Genomic DNA, 13475 nt, shown 5'->3' on the forward strand with positions numbered 1-13475 from the left:
ATGTTAATTGCGCATTTAGCGGACGTGCACCTGGGCCATCGCCAGTACGGGCTAGAGGAGAGACTTGAGGATTACAACAGGGCGTTCCTGAGGGCTGTTGATGAATTGGTTAGGCTTAGGGAAGAGAGGGGGTTGGACGCCGTGATAATTAGTGGTGACTTCTTCGATACGCAGAGACCACCACCGAGTATTTACATAACGGCCATTAGGGGTTTGACAAAGCTTAGGGAGGTGGGCATTAGGGTAATCGTTACTAGGGGTAATCACGACTCATCGGTAATAAACCCAGTGGAGAACCCACTCGCCGTCCTTCACCAAATGGGTTTAGTTCAGTACCTGGACAATGATTACGTAGACCTAGGTGGTGTCAAGGTGATTGGTGTTGGTACGGTGTACACGGACATGCAGAGCAAATTGATTAACTCATTGAATGCCCTAAAGGGTGGTGGAATTAACATAGCCGTTATTCACCAGTACATAGAGGGTGCGCCGTACATATACCCAATGCCCAACGTTGATGTGTTCATGATTAATGAAAAGCCCCTGACCCAACTCGGCATTGATTACTTCGCCGTTGGGCATATTCACGAGCATGGGCTTAGGCACCCGAGGATTAACGCCGTATACCCAGGCTCGCTCGAGGTCTGGGATGCCAGGGAGTTCGAGGTTTACGAGTACGTGGATGGAAAGCTCAGGAAGGTTAAGGACGTGGACCCAAAGGGCTTCCTACTACTTGACGTTAGTGGTAACGGCGTTAAGGTCAGCGATGTCAGGCTCGGGGTTTCCAGGAGACTTGTCAGGGCGAGGGTTAGGTATGATGAGGCAAAGCCAAGTGTTGTTAGGGGTGACGTGTCCTACATAGCCAGCAACATGGATCAAAGGGGCTCACTGGTTATACTGGAGATTGAGGGCAGGGTAGCCAGTGGCTACTCGACCAGGGACTTCAACGTGATGGAGCTCAGGAAACTCTTCACCAAGGCCTGGGTGGACGTCAGGCTAAACCTTGAGAGACAGGTTAGGGAGGGTGAGAGATCGGCTAGGGTCTTTGGCGGCATTAATGAAATAATTAGACAAGCGCTAAAGTCGAAGTTGGGCAATGATGAGTTAGTTAGCGCGGTTATGGACATTATTGAGAGGGTTAGGGTTGATGATGAGGACGGCGCATTGAAATCGCTCGAGAACCTAGTCGGTGTACCACTCAGGGGTAGCAAATCAATAACTGATTGGTTGGGTGTTCGGGGATGATAACGAGGATTGAGATTGAGAACTTCAGGTCAATAATAAGGGGTAGGGCCGTGGTCACGGAGGGTATTAACTTCATACATGGGCCAAACGGTGCAGGGAAGACGAGCATTCTCGAGGCCATTGCAATAGCCCTATACGGCTCGGACTGGGTCAGGGGTAAGTATAGGCTGGGTGACCTTGTTAGGCGTAGTGCATCCAGCGCAATTATCCGACTTGAGTATGTTGGGATTGACGGACATAGGTACGTTGTGCAGAGGCATTTAGTACGGAGAAGGGTCTCGAGTCCCAGACATATGTCCTGGATGAAGGTGGCAGGAGGGTCGCGGCTAGGGATAGGGAGGTCACGCAGTTCGTGGTTAGGACCACGGGTATAGACCTGGAGACATTCTCGGAATTACTCTACGTACGTCAGGGTGAGATCAGGGAGATACTCAGGAGTGGTAGGAAGGGCGAGTTCAAGCTTGATACCCTATTGAGGCTTGACGCCATTGAGAGGGCTAGGCAGGACGTGGTTAGGGAGGGGCTTAGGGCCGTGTCGAGTATTACCGAGGGCCTTAGGGGTAGGCTTGAGGTTCTTGAGCGTGAGTTAAAGGATAGGAGGGAGGAGTTGAGTAGGCTTGAGAGGGATGTGTCGGGTGCAGAGAGGGTGTTGGGTAGTAAGGAGGGTGAGCTTAGGGCGATTGAGGAGGAGTTGAATCAATTAATGAATAGGGAGGAGGAGCTTGAGAAGCTGGAGAGTGAGTACGTTGAGTTGAGACAGAGAATTTCAATGTTGAGTGAGGAGGAGAGTAGGGTCACTAATGAGTTAAATACGTTAAGAGAGACCCTAAACCAGTTGAACCAATTAAGGGCTAGGGTTATCGAGCTTGAGTCAACAATATCCAGTGAAGGTGAGCTAAGGGCTAGGGTTAATGAGTTAATGAGGAGGAGGGATGACATTAAGGCGAGGCTCGCGCTGGCCCGTAATTATAAGCAGAGGGTTGAGGAGGTCAGGAGGGAGTTGAAGAGTATTGATGATAATATTAAGGAATTGAACAGCGAGCTAGACAAGATCAGCGAGCTTAAGGCTAGGGCTGAGGAATTGAGGAGACAGTTGGCGAGGAAAACTTCGATAGATGTAGAAATTGATAATGCGAAGGAGGAGTTGGCGAGGGTTAACGCGGAGATTGAGCACCTAGAGATGGAACTAAACCTACTCCAGGGTGGCTCCGTTGAGAGATGCCCATTATGCGGTAGACCGTTGAGTAAGGACCTGGCCCGCGAGCTTGTGGTTAGTAGGGAGGCGAGACTTAGGGAGTTGTTGAGGAGGAGGGAGGAGTTAATGGGTAGGTTGAGTAAGTTGAGTAGTGAGGCTGAGGAGTTGAGCAGGTTGGAGGGTGAGTTGAGGAGTATTGAGGGTGAGTTGAGTAAGGAGGGCGTGATAAGGGCATCGCTTGAGGAGTTACGTGGCAGGAGGAGCTCGCTTACTGAGGAGTTGTCAAGGATTAGCAGTTATAATGAGGAGGCGCTGAGGAGGGAGTTGGAGGGTATCGAGGGTGAGCTAAGCGAATTGAATAGGGAGCTTGAGGAGTTGGGTAGGGCTAAGATTGAGCTTGCAGAGTTGAGGGGTAAGTTGGCGAGTGTTGATGAGCTTGAGAGGAGGGTTAGGGATGACGAGGCTAGGTTGTTGGGGATACGCAGTGAGAGGTTGGGGATTGAGGGCAGGGTTAGGGAGTTGGAGGGTAGGGTTAAGGAGCTTGATCAGGTCAGGGCTAGGATTAAGGAATTGAGCGCGAAGAGGGACTCATTGGTTAAGGAGGTTGGTGAGTTGAGGGGTAGGGTTGCCACGCTTAGGGATAGGATTGAGAAGTTGAGGGGTGAGATTTCGAGCAGGGAGTCCGAGATTAACAGGGTTAAGGGTGAGTTGGGTAAGTACGTTAGTGCCTCAGACATGCTTGGCAAGCTCCAGCAGGTGCTTGACGATGTCAAGCCCATGGTCAGGAGGATATTCCTTGACTCGGTTAATGAGGAGTTGAATGTAATGATGAAGGAGCTGATGCACAAGACCTCATATGCATCAATCGAGGTTAATGAGGACTACGAGGTAGTGGTTAGGAGGAATGATGGGGTCTCACTATCCATTGAGTCCCTATCCATAGGCGAGAGGAACCTGGTCTCCCTAATGCTCAGGTACGCGATAGCCAGGGTTGTCATGGGCGTAATACCAATACTAATACTTGACGAACCGACCGAGCACCTGGATGATGAGCATAGGCGTAGTTGGTGATTGGATTAGGGGCTTGAGTAATGGTGTTAGGACTGTCATAATAACGTCGCACGTTGATGCCCTGGAGACTATTGCTGATAACGTGATTAGGGTTGGCTTCGTCAACGATAGGGGTGAGTCCATGTTCGCGAACTCATGATGAAGAGGTAATTTTATATTCCATAACTGAGCCACTAATCCCGGAGCTATGGCTAGGGGAATACCGGCCTACGCCCTTGGTGGCTTGATAATACTCGTTGGATTCATAGCATCCCTCACCCTCATACTCTCAATACCCTCGCCACTAACCACCGTCACAGGCTACCTAAATATGACGGCAAACGCGTACCTGGGCTTTGGAAGCAACCTACTGGTGGCCATTGGCCAGAACAACTTCAACTTCCCAATAACCAGGGTAAGCATCTACATACCGAGGACGGGCACGAACATAACACTAAGCGGCGAAATACCCAGCGGATCATACTTCCTACTCATGATCTACCAGGGGCTGAACAACACTGTGATTGTGTCGCCAGGACTCAGCGTAACTGGCAATCCAGGGAATCTGGCAAACCTAACCAAGTCCGGGGTCGCTATAGTCTCAATGCCACAGCCGTGGTCTACGACGTAGTTAAGAGGGGGTTATTCCAATTAACGACGCAGGACTCCGGCGTGGTTTGCGCCATATCCGTGATAACGAACGTGTCGAGACCCATTATTGGCGTTTACATATTCCAAATGGCGCCGATGGGGGGCACGGAAGTTACGGGCTTCAACCTAGTCTCCCTAGGCAGGTAATTGGCGAGGTTAGGTGTAATGTTAGTGAACCAATACCGGTACTGCCAGGCGAACCAACGTACTTCGCAATAAACATATCCTCAATAAACGGAACACTCGAGCCACTGGGCATTTGGTACACATGCAACGCAACGCCAACAACATCACTACCATCACTCCTCTACCTAAACCTAGCCCTGAAGTACGTCTATACTTACAATAACATTGTGATTAGGAGGGAGGACTGGTTCCCCGTATATATAATACCCATGCAATTGAGTAATACGTAATAAGCCCAGCCCCATCAATTAAGCCGTGGGTGAGGACCTTAACTACCTATTCAACCCAGGTTCAATAGCCGTGATAGGCGCCACGGCCAGGGAGGGCAGCGTCGGCGGGGTCATAACCAGGAACCTACTCACCAAATTCCGGGGCAGGGTCTACCTGGTAAACCCAAGCTACACAGAACTACTTGGCCACAGGGTTTACAGGTCAGTGCTTGAGATTTCCGGTGATGTTGACCTCGCCGTAATAGTCACGCCGGCGCCCACTATGCCCAAGATAATGAGTGAGTGCGTGACCAAGGGTGTTAAGGCAGCAATAATCATCAGCGGCGGTTTTAGTGAGGTTGGTGAGGAGGGTGCGAAGCTTGAGAGGGAGGTTAAGGAGGCATCGCAGGGCAGGGTAAGGATACTCGGCCCCAACTGCATTGGCGTTTACAACGCATTTAACGGCCTAGACACATTCTTCATCCCACAGGGTAGGATGGAGAGACCAAAACCAGGCCCAATAGCCCTCATAAGCCAGAGTGGCGCAGTTGCGGCGGCAATCCTCGACTGGGCGGCTAGGAAGGTATTGGTGTTGGTTTGGCCGTGAACTACGGAAACAAGCTGGACATTGGCGAGATTGAGCTTCTAGAGGCGTTGGCAGGTGATGATAATGTTAAGGTGATTGTTATGTACATGGAGGGGTTGAAATACCCTGGGGAGGGTAGGAGATTGCTCGAGACGCTAAGGCGTGTGACCAGGGTTAAGCCCTTGGTGGTCTATAAGGCTGGTAGGTCAAGGTCCTCGGGCAGGGCTGTTAAGTCCCACACGGCGGCTTTGGCGGGTAATTACGAGATATACAGGGCGTTGTTTAGGCAGGCAGGTGCGGTTGAGGTTAACAACCTAATGGATGCGCTGGAGGTTGCCAAGGCATTAGCGACACAGCCACTACCGAGGGGTAACAGGGTATTAATAATAACAGATAGTGGTGGAGCTGGCGTGCAGGCAGTTGATAATGTGGAGTCTCTCGGGCTGGTGGTACCCGAGCTACCCCAGGAATTGCGGAGCGCCCTATCCAAGTCATTACCGCCCTTCGCAAGTACGGCAAACCCAATCGACCTAACGGGTAGCGCCACCGACGCCATGTACAAGTTCGTCCTGGACACGGTACTACCCACAAGCCACGTGGACATGGCACTGGTCCTAGCTCAAATGCAACTGCCAGGCATGACCCCCAAACTCGCCGATTACATAATTGAGGCAAGGAGGTTTGGAAAGCCAATAGTCGTCTACGGCATTAGCGCCAATGAGGACGCCAAGGCATTCAAGGCGAGGCTTGAGGATGGTGATGTACCCACTTATGATAGGTTGGAGACCGCGGCAAACGCCCTCAGGGCCCTGTATGAGTATGCCATAGTCAGGGGCTTAGCTAGGCCTGGCTGATCTGAACCTGCAGGCCTCACGCCTGTAGATTACTGCGCCTATTAACGTGGTTATGAGCACCATGAATATTATAACCCCAAAGTCACCCATTGTAATCAACCCACTGCTCAACCCGAGTGACGCAACCACGAGCCCCATTTCACCCCTTGGTATCATCCCGTAACTAACAATTACGGAGTCACGGCGATTACGAAGTTTAGGTAGGCGAACGGTATATACCGATTACCTTGCCGATCACGGCAATGAGGGAGACCAACAACGCCACGGCTAGGACCTCGGCATTGAGTATATACCTGAAGTTTAGTTGTAGACCCATGACTATGAAGAATAAAGAACCAAATATCGCGAGAAGAAGATTCACAGTCTCCCTAACCCTCTGCGAGAACCTACTCTCAGCAACGGCAACACCAGCTATGAACGCAGCAACAACCTCGGAGAACCCCAGGGTCGTCATTACCAGGACAATGCCGAAGAGGACAACCAGGGATGCATAGACAATAACCTCCTCACCAACCCTATTCAGGACCCTCGGTATGAGCAGTACCGAGAGCAGGAATATCAAGACCCAAAGAATGACAATCTTAACCGCAGTGGCGAGGGTGCCGTATGTAAAGCCGCCTGCGCCCAACGTGGTAATCACCATGGAGAGGAGTATCAAAGTAACAACATCGTCTATCGAGGCCGCGGTTATCAAAACCTTAGTGCTGGGAAGCCCCGTCAAGCCCTCACGCTCGATGATCCCAGCGACCACGGCGAGGCTCGTGGGCGCGGTTGATAGGGCAATGATGGCCGACTCAGTGGGTTGTAACCCCACGGAGACCAGCGACCAGTAAACCAGGGCGAAGGGAGTCACGGCACCAAAAACCGCGGCTAATATACCGTATATGCCACCCTCCCTGAGCGTTGACAGGCCATGCTCGAGGCCCGAGGCAAAGAGTAGGAGTATTATCGAGAGGTTTGTTAGGAATAGTAGGTAGTCATTAATCGTGAATAACTCCATGTGGAGTATTGAGTTGAGCACCGAGCCAAGGGCGTAGGGGCTTAGGACAAGCCCGATGAGAAGCTCGGCAACAACCCTCGGGAAACCATACCTGGCGAGGACACTACCTGCTAAATCAGCCAGCAACACCAGTATGCTGACCTCAAGCAATGTCAGGAAGATTACCTCGTTAGCAGGCACAGGCTTTCGTTGGGTGACTTCGCTTAATAAATTATTATACATAATGTTGATGAACTTTAACCTTGTTGGAAAATGGAAAATAAGCTCATTTTAATGGCAGGTGTATTAATGTAGTGGGAGCATTACGTACTCGCACCGAGCACCGTTACTTGGTTGGTATATACGTCAACGGTTATGGTTATTGGCGATGGACTGGTCCAGCAACCAAGCCAATTAGTGAAGGTTGACGTGAAGTTTATGGTCTCATAAAGCGGTGGATAACCACCGGGCTTACTCGGGTCGAGCATGAAGATATCACTGGGTATTACGGTATAAGTATAATCTGGCACAGCATTATAAAAGTTCCAATTCCATGAGTCCTGGCCAAGGCTTGGATTGCCCGAATAACCCCAACCAATGGTTCCCTGGGTAACCGTCTCGGTCATCTGCACATAAACACCAGATGGGCCAGCACCGAGTGTGTAGGATATTGTTTGCTGGCCTGATGATGAGCCCGTGGGTGCGGCGCCCCAAAATACCTGGCCGGGAAGAGTATTGGAATAGGCATTAACGCCCTCACCTGCACTACATGGGCTAAATCCAATACTTGGTGTTGGGAAACCCTCCACCTCATGCTGTATTAGGTTTAGGAACCACCAGTAAGGTCCAGGGGATTGCTGGTATGCGTAGTAAAACTTAACCATAGCCATTGTTCACCTGCCAGATACCCGAACCAATCATAGACACTCGATGAATACCAACCCACGTAGCCCACGTACGTGAATCCCTGAATAAATACCGTCATTGATGTGGCGCTTGATTGAAGCTCAATCCTTGGAACCGAAAGCGTTAGGGTTGATACCGGAACATAAAGCTTATTATTCACGTTCATCAGCATCCCATTATAATCCCTCCAACTCCTCAACACAGCATATGTTAGGTTATTTGGCGTTAATCCCTCAAAAATATCCCAGCCAGTCACGAACCTACTGACGTTTCTTGAGGGTATCATTGCGACCATTATCGCGGTGATACCACTTGGTAACCTAGGTATAACGGTTTTGTTGGGACCAGCCTCGCCGATAACTACGGTAGCCCTTTTACTAATAAAATCACCTATTAAATTTAATAATGTATTACCCGCGTTAGGACCCACAACCTCGATGGGTAAACCACGCTCCAAGTAATTAATTATTTCATGCCTATAATAACTACTATTCAGGCTTAGTAGGTCATCCTCGATAACGATCATGCTGCATGAAGCATTGACTGGGAATGATGATTCCACAGTATAGGGCACACTAACCATGCTCAAGCCTCTGGCCATGCTGGCCACGTATGGATTACTTAGGGAACCAATAACACATACGGTGGGTTTAGGAACACCATTAAGTAAACTAAGTAGCGAGGAAGCGCTGCCATTGGTTATTTGTTCATGAGTCATTTGCTTGTGTAGCACATAAAGTTGTGGCATTAGAGACGCGGCTAGCACCATCATTATTAGTACAGCACCGATCAGGCAAACGTTATGCGCCTCATACACTCAATAAACCGCTTAAGGACTTTTTTAAACTTGGAAGTTCAGTTAAAATGCAACCTGCACGCATCACAAGGATCACCTATGCGCTTACGTGAATGAGCGCAAACCACCGTCTACTCTAAGCCCAGTAGCTAGAATCAACGCAGATATTGCCGTGACTGTGGCGAAGAATACGGATGATAGGGGCACCACGAGTCCTGGACCAATGAGGTTAAGGGCTACTGCGTTGTCCAGGTACCACGTGAATGAGTCAATGTAGGTGTGGGCGAGGATCATCAGTAATAGGCCCAGGAATCCCCTACCAACGGATTGATAGCGCCTAATTATTAGGGAGGCCCCTGGATGAAAGGTGAAGGAGATCACTGGCTGTAGTACCAAGCCCACAATTGATACCGCGGCGACGTACTGCTGAACATTAAATTCCATGGGCATGGTAATAAATAATGACGAAAGCGCCGAAATCACCGTAAACGCTATGTCTATTACGGCAAAGCCGTAGCCAATATATAGCGATGCCTTAAACTCACGATCCTTAACGGCTAGGTACCTGAAGGTCTCCTGGAAAACGCCGGCGATCAATCCCATATAGATGGCTAACCAGTAAATGTTCGACTTAACAAAACCCTGGACAAAGCCAATGATCGACCCAGGATTGGTCGGGGCCTCGCTGACGTGGGTGAACACGATTATTAGTGTTGGTATTCCCTGGACAATGGCCTGTAAAATCACGGCCAGAAGCATGAAGCCAACACCAATCAAGACCCAGTAGGCCCTGCCACGCCAGGTAAATTTACTGAACAATAGATAGGCTATTGCCGAGGATGTGATTAGGTACGTGATGGCTAATAACGCGGTGATTAATTGCATCATCTGAGGCACCTAATTACAGTGTTAATAGATAATACCTTTATGTATTTCCCACATGTATCAAAATGCCCATGGACGTATCGAGACAGCCATACGCCATTAAGTGGTTGATCCTGGGCATTTTGACCGGTTTAGCCGCGGGCTTCTCCGCAATAACATTCTACCTAATGCTGAGACTCATGACACACCTATTCCTGGGCCTACTCGTTGGTTATAAACAGCCCGAACCACCGGGTTTAGGTGGCTCATTGAGGTACACCATCCACATTAGCAGGCCCTGGTTAATACCAGCGTCCACGGTGATCGGCGCCCTAATCGTCGCCTACCTAGTCAGGGAGTTCCGAGAGTCCAGGGCAGGCCTTGATAGGTTGATTGAGGCCTACCATGGGAGGAAGAGACCCTTCAACAACCCAGTGCTTCACAGCTTCATGAATGTCGTCCTCTCGACAATAACAATAGGCTCAGGAGGCTCTGCAGGTCCGGAGGCACCAACCGGTAATTTCGGTGGTGGTCTATCCTACTTCATAGCCGAGAGGCTCGGCCTGAGTGATGAGGATAGGGCCCTGGCAATGATGGTTGGTGCAGGGGCCGCCCTGGGCGCAATATTCAAGGCGCCAATAGGCGGTGCATTACTCGCGGCTGAACTACCTTACAGGAGGGATATCGAGGTTAAGGCACTCTACCCAGCCGCCATAGCCTCCGCGGTTGCTTACGCACTCTTCTGCCTGGTGACCGGCTTCAAGCCATACCTAGGTCAGATAATTACGGTAGTGCCGATCCAGTCAATGCCCCTTTACGCAGTGCTTGGGATTGTTGATGGTGCGGTGGCGATTACATACATAGAGTCGCTGGATTTATTTGGCAGGTTATTCAGTAGGCTCAGGGTGGGCGATACCGTCAAGGCGGCCATTGGTGGCTTGCTCGTGGGCTTAATCGGCTTGGTAGCACCGCAGGTGCTTAGTTCGGGTGAGGGTTGGATTGACCCAGCCGTATACACCAGGTTAGGCGCATTCGCGTCACCCGTGCTACCACTGATCATACTCCTGGCACTACTCCCAATTATTAAGATCCTCTCCACATCCATAACCCTAAGCTCCGGCGAGGTCGGTGGGGTCTTCGCGCCGGGTATCGTGATAGGGGCCTTCACGGGCCTCGACATGGGCCTACTATTTCACCACCTATTCCCAAACCTGGCACCGAGTATCGCACCATTCGTCATAGTGAGCGCCCTAGCAATGTTCGGTGCTGCGTCGAATGCGCCCCTGGCGGTGATGGCCGTAGTCCTAGAAATGGCGAGTAACTACCAACTACTACCCGAGGCTGCGGTAGCCTCGGCAATAGCCTACCTAGTGACGGCGTGGAGATTCACAATATTCAAGTCCCAGGTACCCACGAGGGGCTCCGTAAAACGCACCACGACCAAGCAACCAGGGCTTTAAGGCAATGAAACGTAATAATCAATCCATGGCACGCATTATGCCAATACGTACCTAGTCATGACCAATTACCTGGGTAACATCACGGCGTACGTAACGACCGCGCAAGCCATGATCATTACCCAAGGTTTAAAAGGCGTTGACACGGTGCTTATATTGGGTATGGGCTTTGTTAAGGTCAAGGCAACCGTGTGGAACATTGACGAGCCTGGCAGGACCAGGGAGGTGGAGCTCCTGGTTGACACGGGCTCCACATACACGGTGCTACCCGCCAGGATCCTTAACGAACTTGGCATCAAGCCAATGGGCATCAGGAGGTTTAGGCTCACTGATGGCAGGGTTGTCGAGAGGAACATTGGGGTAATGGGCATTGAGGTCCAGGGCTTTAGGGCATACACAATCGTGGTCTTCGGCGATGAGGGCACGTACCTACTGGGCTCAATAACACTCGAGGAACTAGGACTCGAGGTGGACCCGGTGCGTGGGACATTGAGACCAACGGAGTTATTCCTCATGCTTATTGGGCGTGCATGAATTACGTGATCCAGACCCTAGCCCTCCTAAGCACGTCAATGAAGCCCTCAAGGTCAAGCCCAGACAACTTCTGCGCCAGTCTCAGGTCGCCGGTCTCGATGAATAACACCACGGCACTCCTAACCCTTGGCGGTAATGAGTTTATGAACTCCCAATCAGCCTCAGCCCTCCTAACCCTCCTTGCCTCCTCCTCCCTATCTTTCAATTCCTTAATTACTTCCTCAGAAACCATTACTTAACTATTATAATGATTAATCAGTTGTATTAAAACCTACCCTAGGAATTAAGTGCCTAATCAACTCATTATCCAAGGCCCTGGGCGACTCGGCATAGACGCGAGCACCGAGGCTCAGGGCCTCCCTGAGTATGGCCTCGCCGTCCGTTTCGGCATTAACCACGTTTATAAGCAGGGCATAGTCAATGGAGCCAGGCCTAATGGGTAGTAACGCGGCGTCTGCGCAGACGATATCCGCATTGGGCAGGGAGTTGGCGTACCTAAGGACCCCGCAGGCAATGTCCAGGCACACGTACTGCGCGGCCGAGCCTGATAGTAACCCTGCCCCAACACCAACCCCACAGCCAATGTCTAGGATCCTCAAGCCCCTAGTCCTCAGGGCCTCGGCGGCCTTAAGGTAGCCGAGCACGCTATCCCTTAGGTACAGATCCAGGTACCTCATGCCCAATGTCTCGTAGTATTCACGCACTTGGAGCTTATAGCTAAGCATGACTATGGTTAAGCCACGGCGTTAGAATTTAGCCCTTACCCAATGCGTAGCCACGCCTAACGAGCCCTACCTCTGTACATTAGGTATATTGCCAGGTCGTAAGCGGTCTTTAAGGAGCCACTGATTATGAATGGCAGGGAGTAGAACCCATTCGCCACCAAGTCACCAACTATCAAGGGCCCTGGCAGGGAACTAACACTCCTCGCAGTATTCGTCACAGCATTCGCAGAAACCCTCGCATCATCACTGAATATCTCAGCCATAAAGGCCTGCCTAGTCGGAACATCCATCTGAGAAACACTCTGCCTAAGCAGGAGGAAGGCTAGGCTTCCCTGGAATGAACCTGCGAGTGGCACGAGTATTAGGAACACGTTAGAAACAATGTGTGTATACACCATAGTCCTCAGGTTACCAATCCTCTCCGCAATTAGAGGCGCAATGACCAGTGAGATCGCCGTAACCACGTTAACGGCCATAAACGCAACGCCCAACTCCCTAAGGGATACTCCATAACGAATATAGAACCAATAGGACAGCAGGGACTGAGACACCAAACCACCGCCAAAGGCATCTAAGGAGAATAACACCGACAAGTTCCTAATATCGGCAACAGCCCTACCCAAACCCCTAAGCCCAAAGGCCCTCCTACCAGCCTCAATACCACCCAACACGGTGTAGGTCATGAACATGATTAGGCCGGCCACCGCATAAACCAGGTACATAGACCTAACAAGAACCAACTCATTCCCCAGGTAGGCGGGTATTGAGGATGCCAGGGCTCCCAGCGAGGATGCCGAGTAACCAACTAGGTTGTAAATACCCAAGACCCTACCCAACCCATCACCCACAAACCTGGGCAACACACCAACCTCAACGGATTGGTAAGGCCCAGTCTCAGTACCGTGGTGCTTATATTCCCAATGAATAGGGCGAGGGCAAGTATTGGGTATAGCGAGGATGAGTATAGGAGGATGCCCGAAATAAACGTGAGGAAACTAAAGATGAGTAACAACCTCCTCCTACCAATCACATCGCCAAACCACGTCAATAATAAGTTCGAGGTAGCGTTACCAAGGACCACGAGAAACAAAGCCACACCAACGTACATCGGCGAAAAACCCAGCATTGCCAGGTAAATGGGCGTCAGGACACTAACGAGGCCGAAGGCGAAGGTCCTCAACCCCTTAACAAACAAAATTAAGTAAACACTCCTATGCATCCTGGCTTAAATCCATGAG

General features: G+C 50.7%; 19 protein-coding genes. 10 read left to right on the forward strand and 9 right to left on the reverse strand.

Features of this window, described 5'->3' with window-relative positions:
• From JCM14467_RS12820 to JCM14467_RS20260, 8 genes are read left to right on the forward strand one after another with little or no spacing between them, the layout of a single operon-like run.
• Positions 1 to 1245 carry a DNA repair exonuclease gene (locus JCM14467_RS12820; protein WP_054850423.1) on the forward strand — a complete coding sequence of 415 codons (1245 nt, stop codon included), beginning with the start codon at positions 1 to 3 and terminating at the stop codon, positions 1243 to 1245.
• The gene (locus JCM14467_RS18735) at positions 1242 to 1619 is read left to right on the forward strand and encodes an AAA family ATPase (protein ID WP_252901641.1); all 378 of its coding nucleotides are present in this window, start codon (positions 1242 to 1244) and stop codon (positions 1617 to 1619) included. The genes JCM14467_RS12820 and JCM14467_RS18735 overlap by 4 nt, the downstream gene beginning before the upstream one ends.
• Positions 1598 to 3511 carry an SMC family ATPase gene (locus tag JCM14467_RS12825; protein WP_252901642.1) on the forward strand — a complete coding sequence of 638 codons (1914 nt, stop codon included), beginning with the start codon at positions 1598 to 1600 and terminating at the stop codon, positions 3509 to 3511. Before JCM14467_RS18735 ends, JCM14467_RS12825 begins: the two co-directional genes overlap by 22 nt.
• A complete protein-coding gene (locus tag JCM14467_RS18740; protein WP_252901643.1) occupies positions 3489 to 3650 on the forward strand; it encodes a hypothetical protein in 162 nt (53 codons plus the stop codon). The genes JCM14467_RS12825 and JCM14467_RS18740 overlap by 23 nt, the downstream gene beginning before the upstream one ends.
• A gap of 48 nt (positions 3651 to 3698) precedes the next feature.
• A complete protein-coding gene (locus JCM14467_RS18745; protein ID WP_252901644.1) occupies positions 3699 to 4121 on the forward strand; it encodes a hypothetical protein in 423 nt (140 codons plus the stop codon).
• Positions 4122 to 4167: 46 nt separating this feature from the next.
• A complete protein-coding gene (locus JCM14467_RS18750; RefSeq protein ID WP_252901645.1) occupies positions 4168 to 4557 on the forward strand; it encodes a hypothetical protein in 390 nt (129 codons plus the stop codon).
• Between the two features lie 25 nt (positions 4558 to 4582).
• Positions 4583 to 5143: a CoA-binding protein gene (locus tag JCM14467_RS20255; RefSeq protein ID WP_342765555.1), complete on the forward strand. Its 561-nt coding sequence runs from the start codon at positions 4583 to 4585 to the stop codon at positions 5141 to 5143.
• Complete coding sequence (locus tag JCM14467_RS20260) at positions 5140 to 5976, forward strand: hypothetical protein (RefSeq protein WP_342765556.1); 837 nt, start codon at positions 5140 to 5142, stop codon at positions 5974 to 5976. The genes JCM14467_RS20255 and JCM14467_RS20260 overlap by 4 nt, the downstream gene beginning before the upstream one ends.
• Here the strand turns inward: JCM14467_RS20260 and JCM14467_RS18755 are convergent.
• From JCM14467_RS18755 to JCM14467_RS12855, 5 genes are all read right to left on the reverse strand, one after another.
• Positions 5959 to 6132: a hypothetical protein gene (locus JCM14467_RS18755; protein WP_252901646.1), complete on the reverse strand. Its 174-nt coding sequence runs from the start codon at positions 6130 to 6132 to the stop codon at positions 5959 to 5961. The two genes, JCM14467_RS20260 and JCM14467_RS18755, sit on opposite strands and share 18 nt — an antisense overlap.
• A 40-nt stretch (positions 6133 to 6172) precedes the next feature.
• On the reverse strand, positions 6173 to 7156 hold the full coding sequence (locus tag JCM14467_RS12840; protein WP_252901647.1) for a cation:proton antiporter: 984 nt from the start codon (positions 7154 to 7156) through the stop codon (positions 6173 to 6175).
• Positions 7157 to 7278: 122 nt separating this feature from the next.
• Positions 7279 to 7845 carry a hypothetical protein gene (locus JCM14467_RS12845; protein ID WP_252901648.1) on the reverse strand — a complete coding sequence of 189 codons (567 nt, stop codon included), beginning with the start codon at positions 7843 to 7845 and terminating at the stop codon, positions 7279 to 7281.
• Positions 7782 to 8678, reverse strand: coding sequence for a hypothetical protein (locus JCM14467_RS12850; protein ID WP_054850425.1), 897 nt, complete (start codon positions 8676 to 8678; stop codon positions 7782 to 7784). The genes JCM14467_RS12845 and JCM14467_RS12850 overlap by 64 nt, the downstream gene beginning before the upstream one ends.
• An 84-nt stretch (positions 8679 to 8762) precedes the next feature.
• Entirely contained in the window at positions 8763 to 9545 is a 783-nt protein-coding gene (locus tag JCM14467_RS12855) for a hypothetical protein (RefSeq protein ID WP_252901649.1), read from the reverse strand.
• Between the two features lie 62 nt (positions 9546 to 9607).
• On the opposite strand from JCM14467_RS12855, the gene JCM14467_RS12860 reads away from it, so the two are divergent.
• Together JCM14467_RS12860 and JCM14467_RS12865 are read left to right on the forward strand one after the other, a co-directional pair.
• Complete coding sequence (locus JCM14467_RS12860; RefSeq protein ID WP_252901650.1) at positions 9608 to 10981, forward strand: chloride channel protein; 1374 nt, start codon at positions 9608 to 9610, stop codon at positions 10979 to 10981.
• Positions 10982 to 11140: 159 nt separating this feature from the next.
• Entirely contained in the window at positions 11141 to 11512 is a 372-nt protein-coding gene (locus tag JCM14467_RS12865) for an aspartyl protease family protein (RefSeq protein ID WP_054850443.1), read from the forward strand.
• 1 nt (position 11513) lies between these two features.
• Here JCM14467_RS12865 and JCM14467_RS12870 read toward each other — a convergent pair whose 3' ends face one another.
• The 4 genes from JCM14467_RS12870 to JCM14467_RS18760 are packed head-to-tail and all read right to left on the reverse strand — an operon-like array spanning position 11514 to position 13456.
• Positions 11514 to 11744, reverse strand: a complete 231-nt coding sequence (locus tag JCM14467_RS12870; RefSeq protein WP_054850428.1) for a hypothetical protein — start codon at positions 11742 to 11744, stop codon at positions 11514 to 11516.
• 19 nt (positions 11745 to 11763) lie between these two features.
• The gene (locus tag JCM14467_RS12875; protein WP_054850429.1) at positions 11764 to 12237 is read right to left on the reverse strand and encodes a class I SAM-dependent methyltransferase; all 474 of its coding nucleotides are present in this window, start codon (positions 12235 to 12237) and stop codon (positions 11764 to 11766) included.
• A 56-nt stretch (positions 12238 to 12293) separates the two neighbouring features.
• Complete coding sequence (locus JCM14467_RS12880; RefSeq protein ID WP_252901651.1) at positions 12294 to 13097, reverse strand: hypothetical protein; 804 nt, start codon at positions 13095 to 13097, stop codon at positions 12294 to 12296.
• Positions 13043 to 13456 carry a hypothetical protein gene (locus tag JCM14467_RS18760; protein WP_252901652.1) on the reverse strand — a complete coding sequence of 138 codons (414 nt, stop codon included), beginning with the start codon at positions 13454 to 13456 and terminating at the stop codon, positions 13043 to 13045. The genes JCM14467_RS12880 and JCM14467_RS18760 overlap by 55 nt, the downstream gene beginning before the upstream one ends.
• Positions 13457 to 13475 lie beyond the last annotated feature (19 nt).

Origin of the sequence: Vulcanisaeta sp. JCM 14467 (assembly GCF_001316245.1) — an archaeon.
GTDB lineage: Archaea > Thermoproteota > Thermoprotei > Thermoproteales > Thermocladiaceae > Vulcanisaeta.

Bases quoted from the DNA above. Each gene is read 5' to 3' on its own strand.
- JCM14467_RS12820 (WP_054850423.1), top strand. From the start codon at position 1: ATGTTAATTGCGCATTTAGCGGACGTGCACCTGGGCCATCGCCAGTAC.
- JCM14467_RS18735 (WP_252901641.1), top strand. From the start codon at position 1,242: ATGATAACGAGGATTGAGATTGAGAACTTCAGGTCAATAATAAGGGGT.
- JCM14467_RS18740 (WP_252901643.1), top strand. From the start codon at position 3,489: ATGAGCATAGGCGTAGTTGGTGATTGGATTAGGGGCTTGAGTAATGGT.
- JCM14467_RS18745 (WP_252901644.1), top strand. From the start codon at position 3,699: ATGGCTAGGGGAATACCGGCCTACGCCCTTGGTGGCTTGATAATACTC.
- JCM14467_RS18755 (WP_252901646.1), bottom strand. From the start codon at position 6,132: ATGATACCAAGGGGTGAAATGGGGCTCGTGGTTGCGTCACTCGGGTTG.
- JCM14467_RS12845 (WP_252901648.1), bottom strand. From the start codon at position 7,845: ATGGCTATGGTTAAGTTTTACTACGCATACCAGCAATCCCCTGGACCT.
- JCM14467_RS12855 (WP_252901649.1), bottom strand. From the start codon at position 9,545: ATGATGCAATTAATCACCGCGTTATTAGCCATCACGTACCTAATCACA.
- JCM14467_RS12860 (WP_252901650.1), top strand. From the start codon at position 9,608: ATGCCCATGGACGTATCGAGACAGCCATACGCCATTAAGTGGTTGATC.
- JCM14467_RS12865 (WP_054850443.1), top strand. From the start codon at position 11,141: ATGGGCTTTGTTAAGGTCAAGGCAACCGTGTGGAACATTGACGAGCCT.
- JCM14467_RS12870 (WP_054850428.1), bottom strand. From the start codon at position 11,744: ATGGTTTCTGAGGAAGTAATTAAGGAATTGAAAGATAGGGAGGAGGAG.
- JCM14467_RS12875 (WP_054850429.1), bottom strand. From the start codon at position 12,237: ATGCTTAGCTATAAGCTCCAAGTGCGTGAATACTACGAGACATTGGGC.
- JCM14467_RS18760 (WP_252901652.1), bottom strand. From the start codon at position 13,456: ATGCATAGGAGTGTTTACTTAATTTTGTTTGTTAAGGGGTTGAGGACC.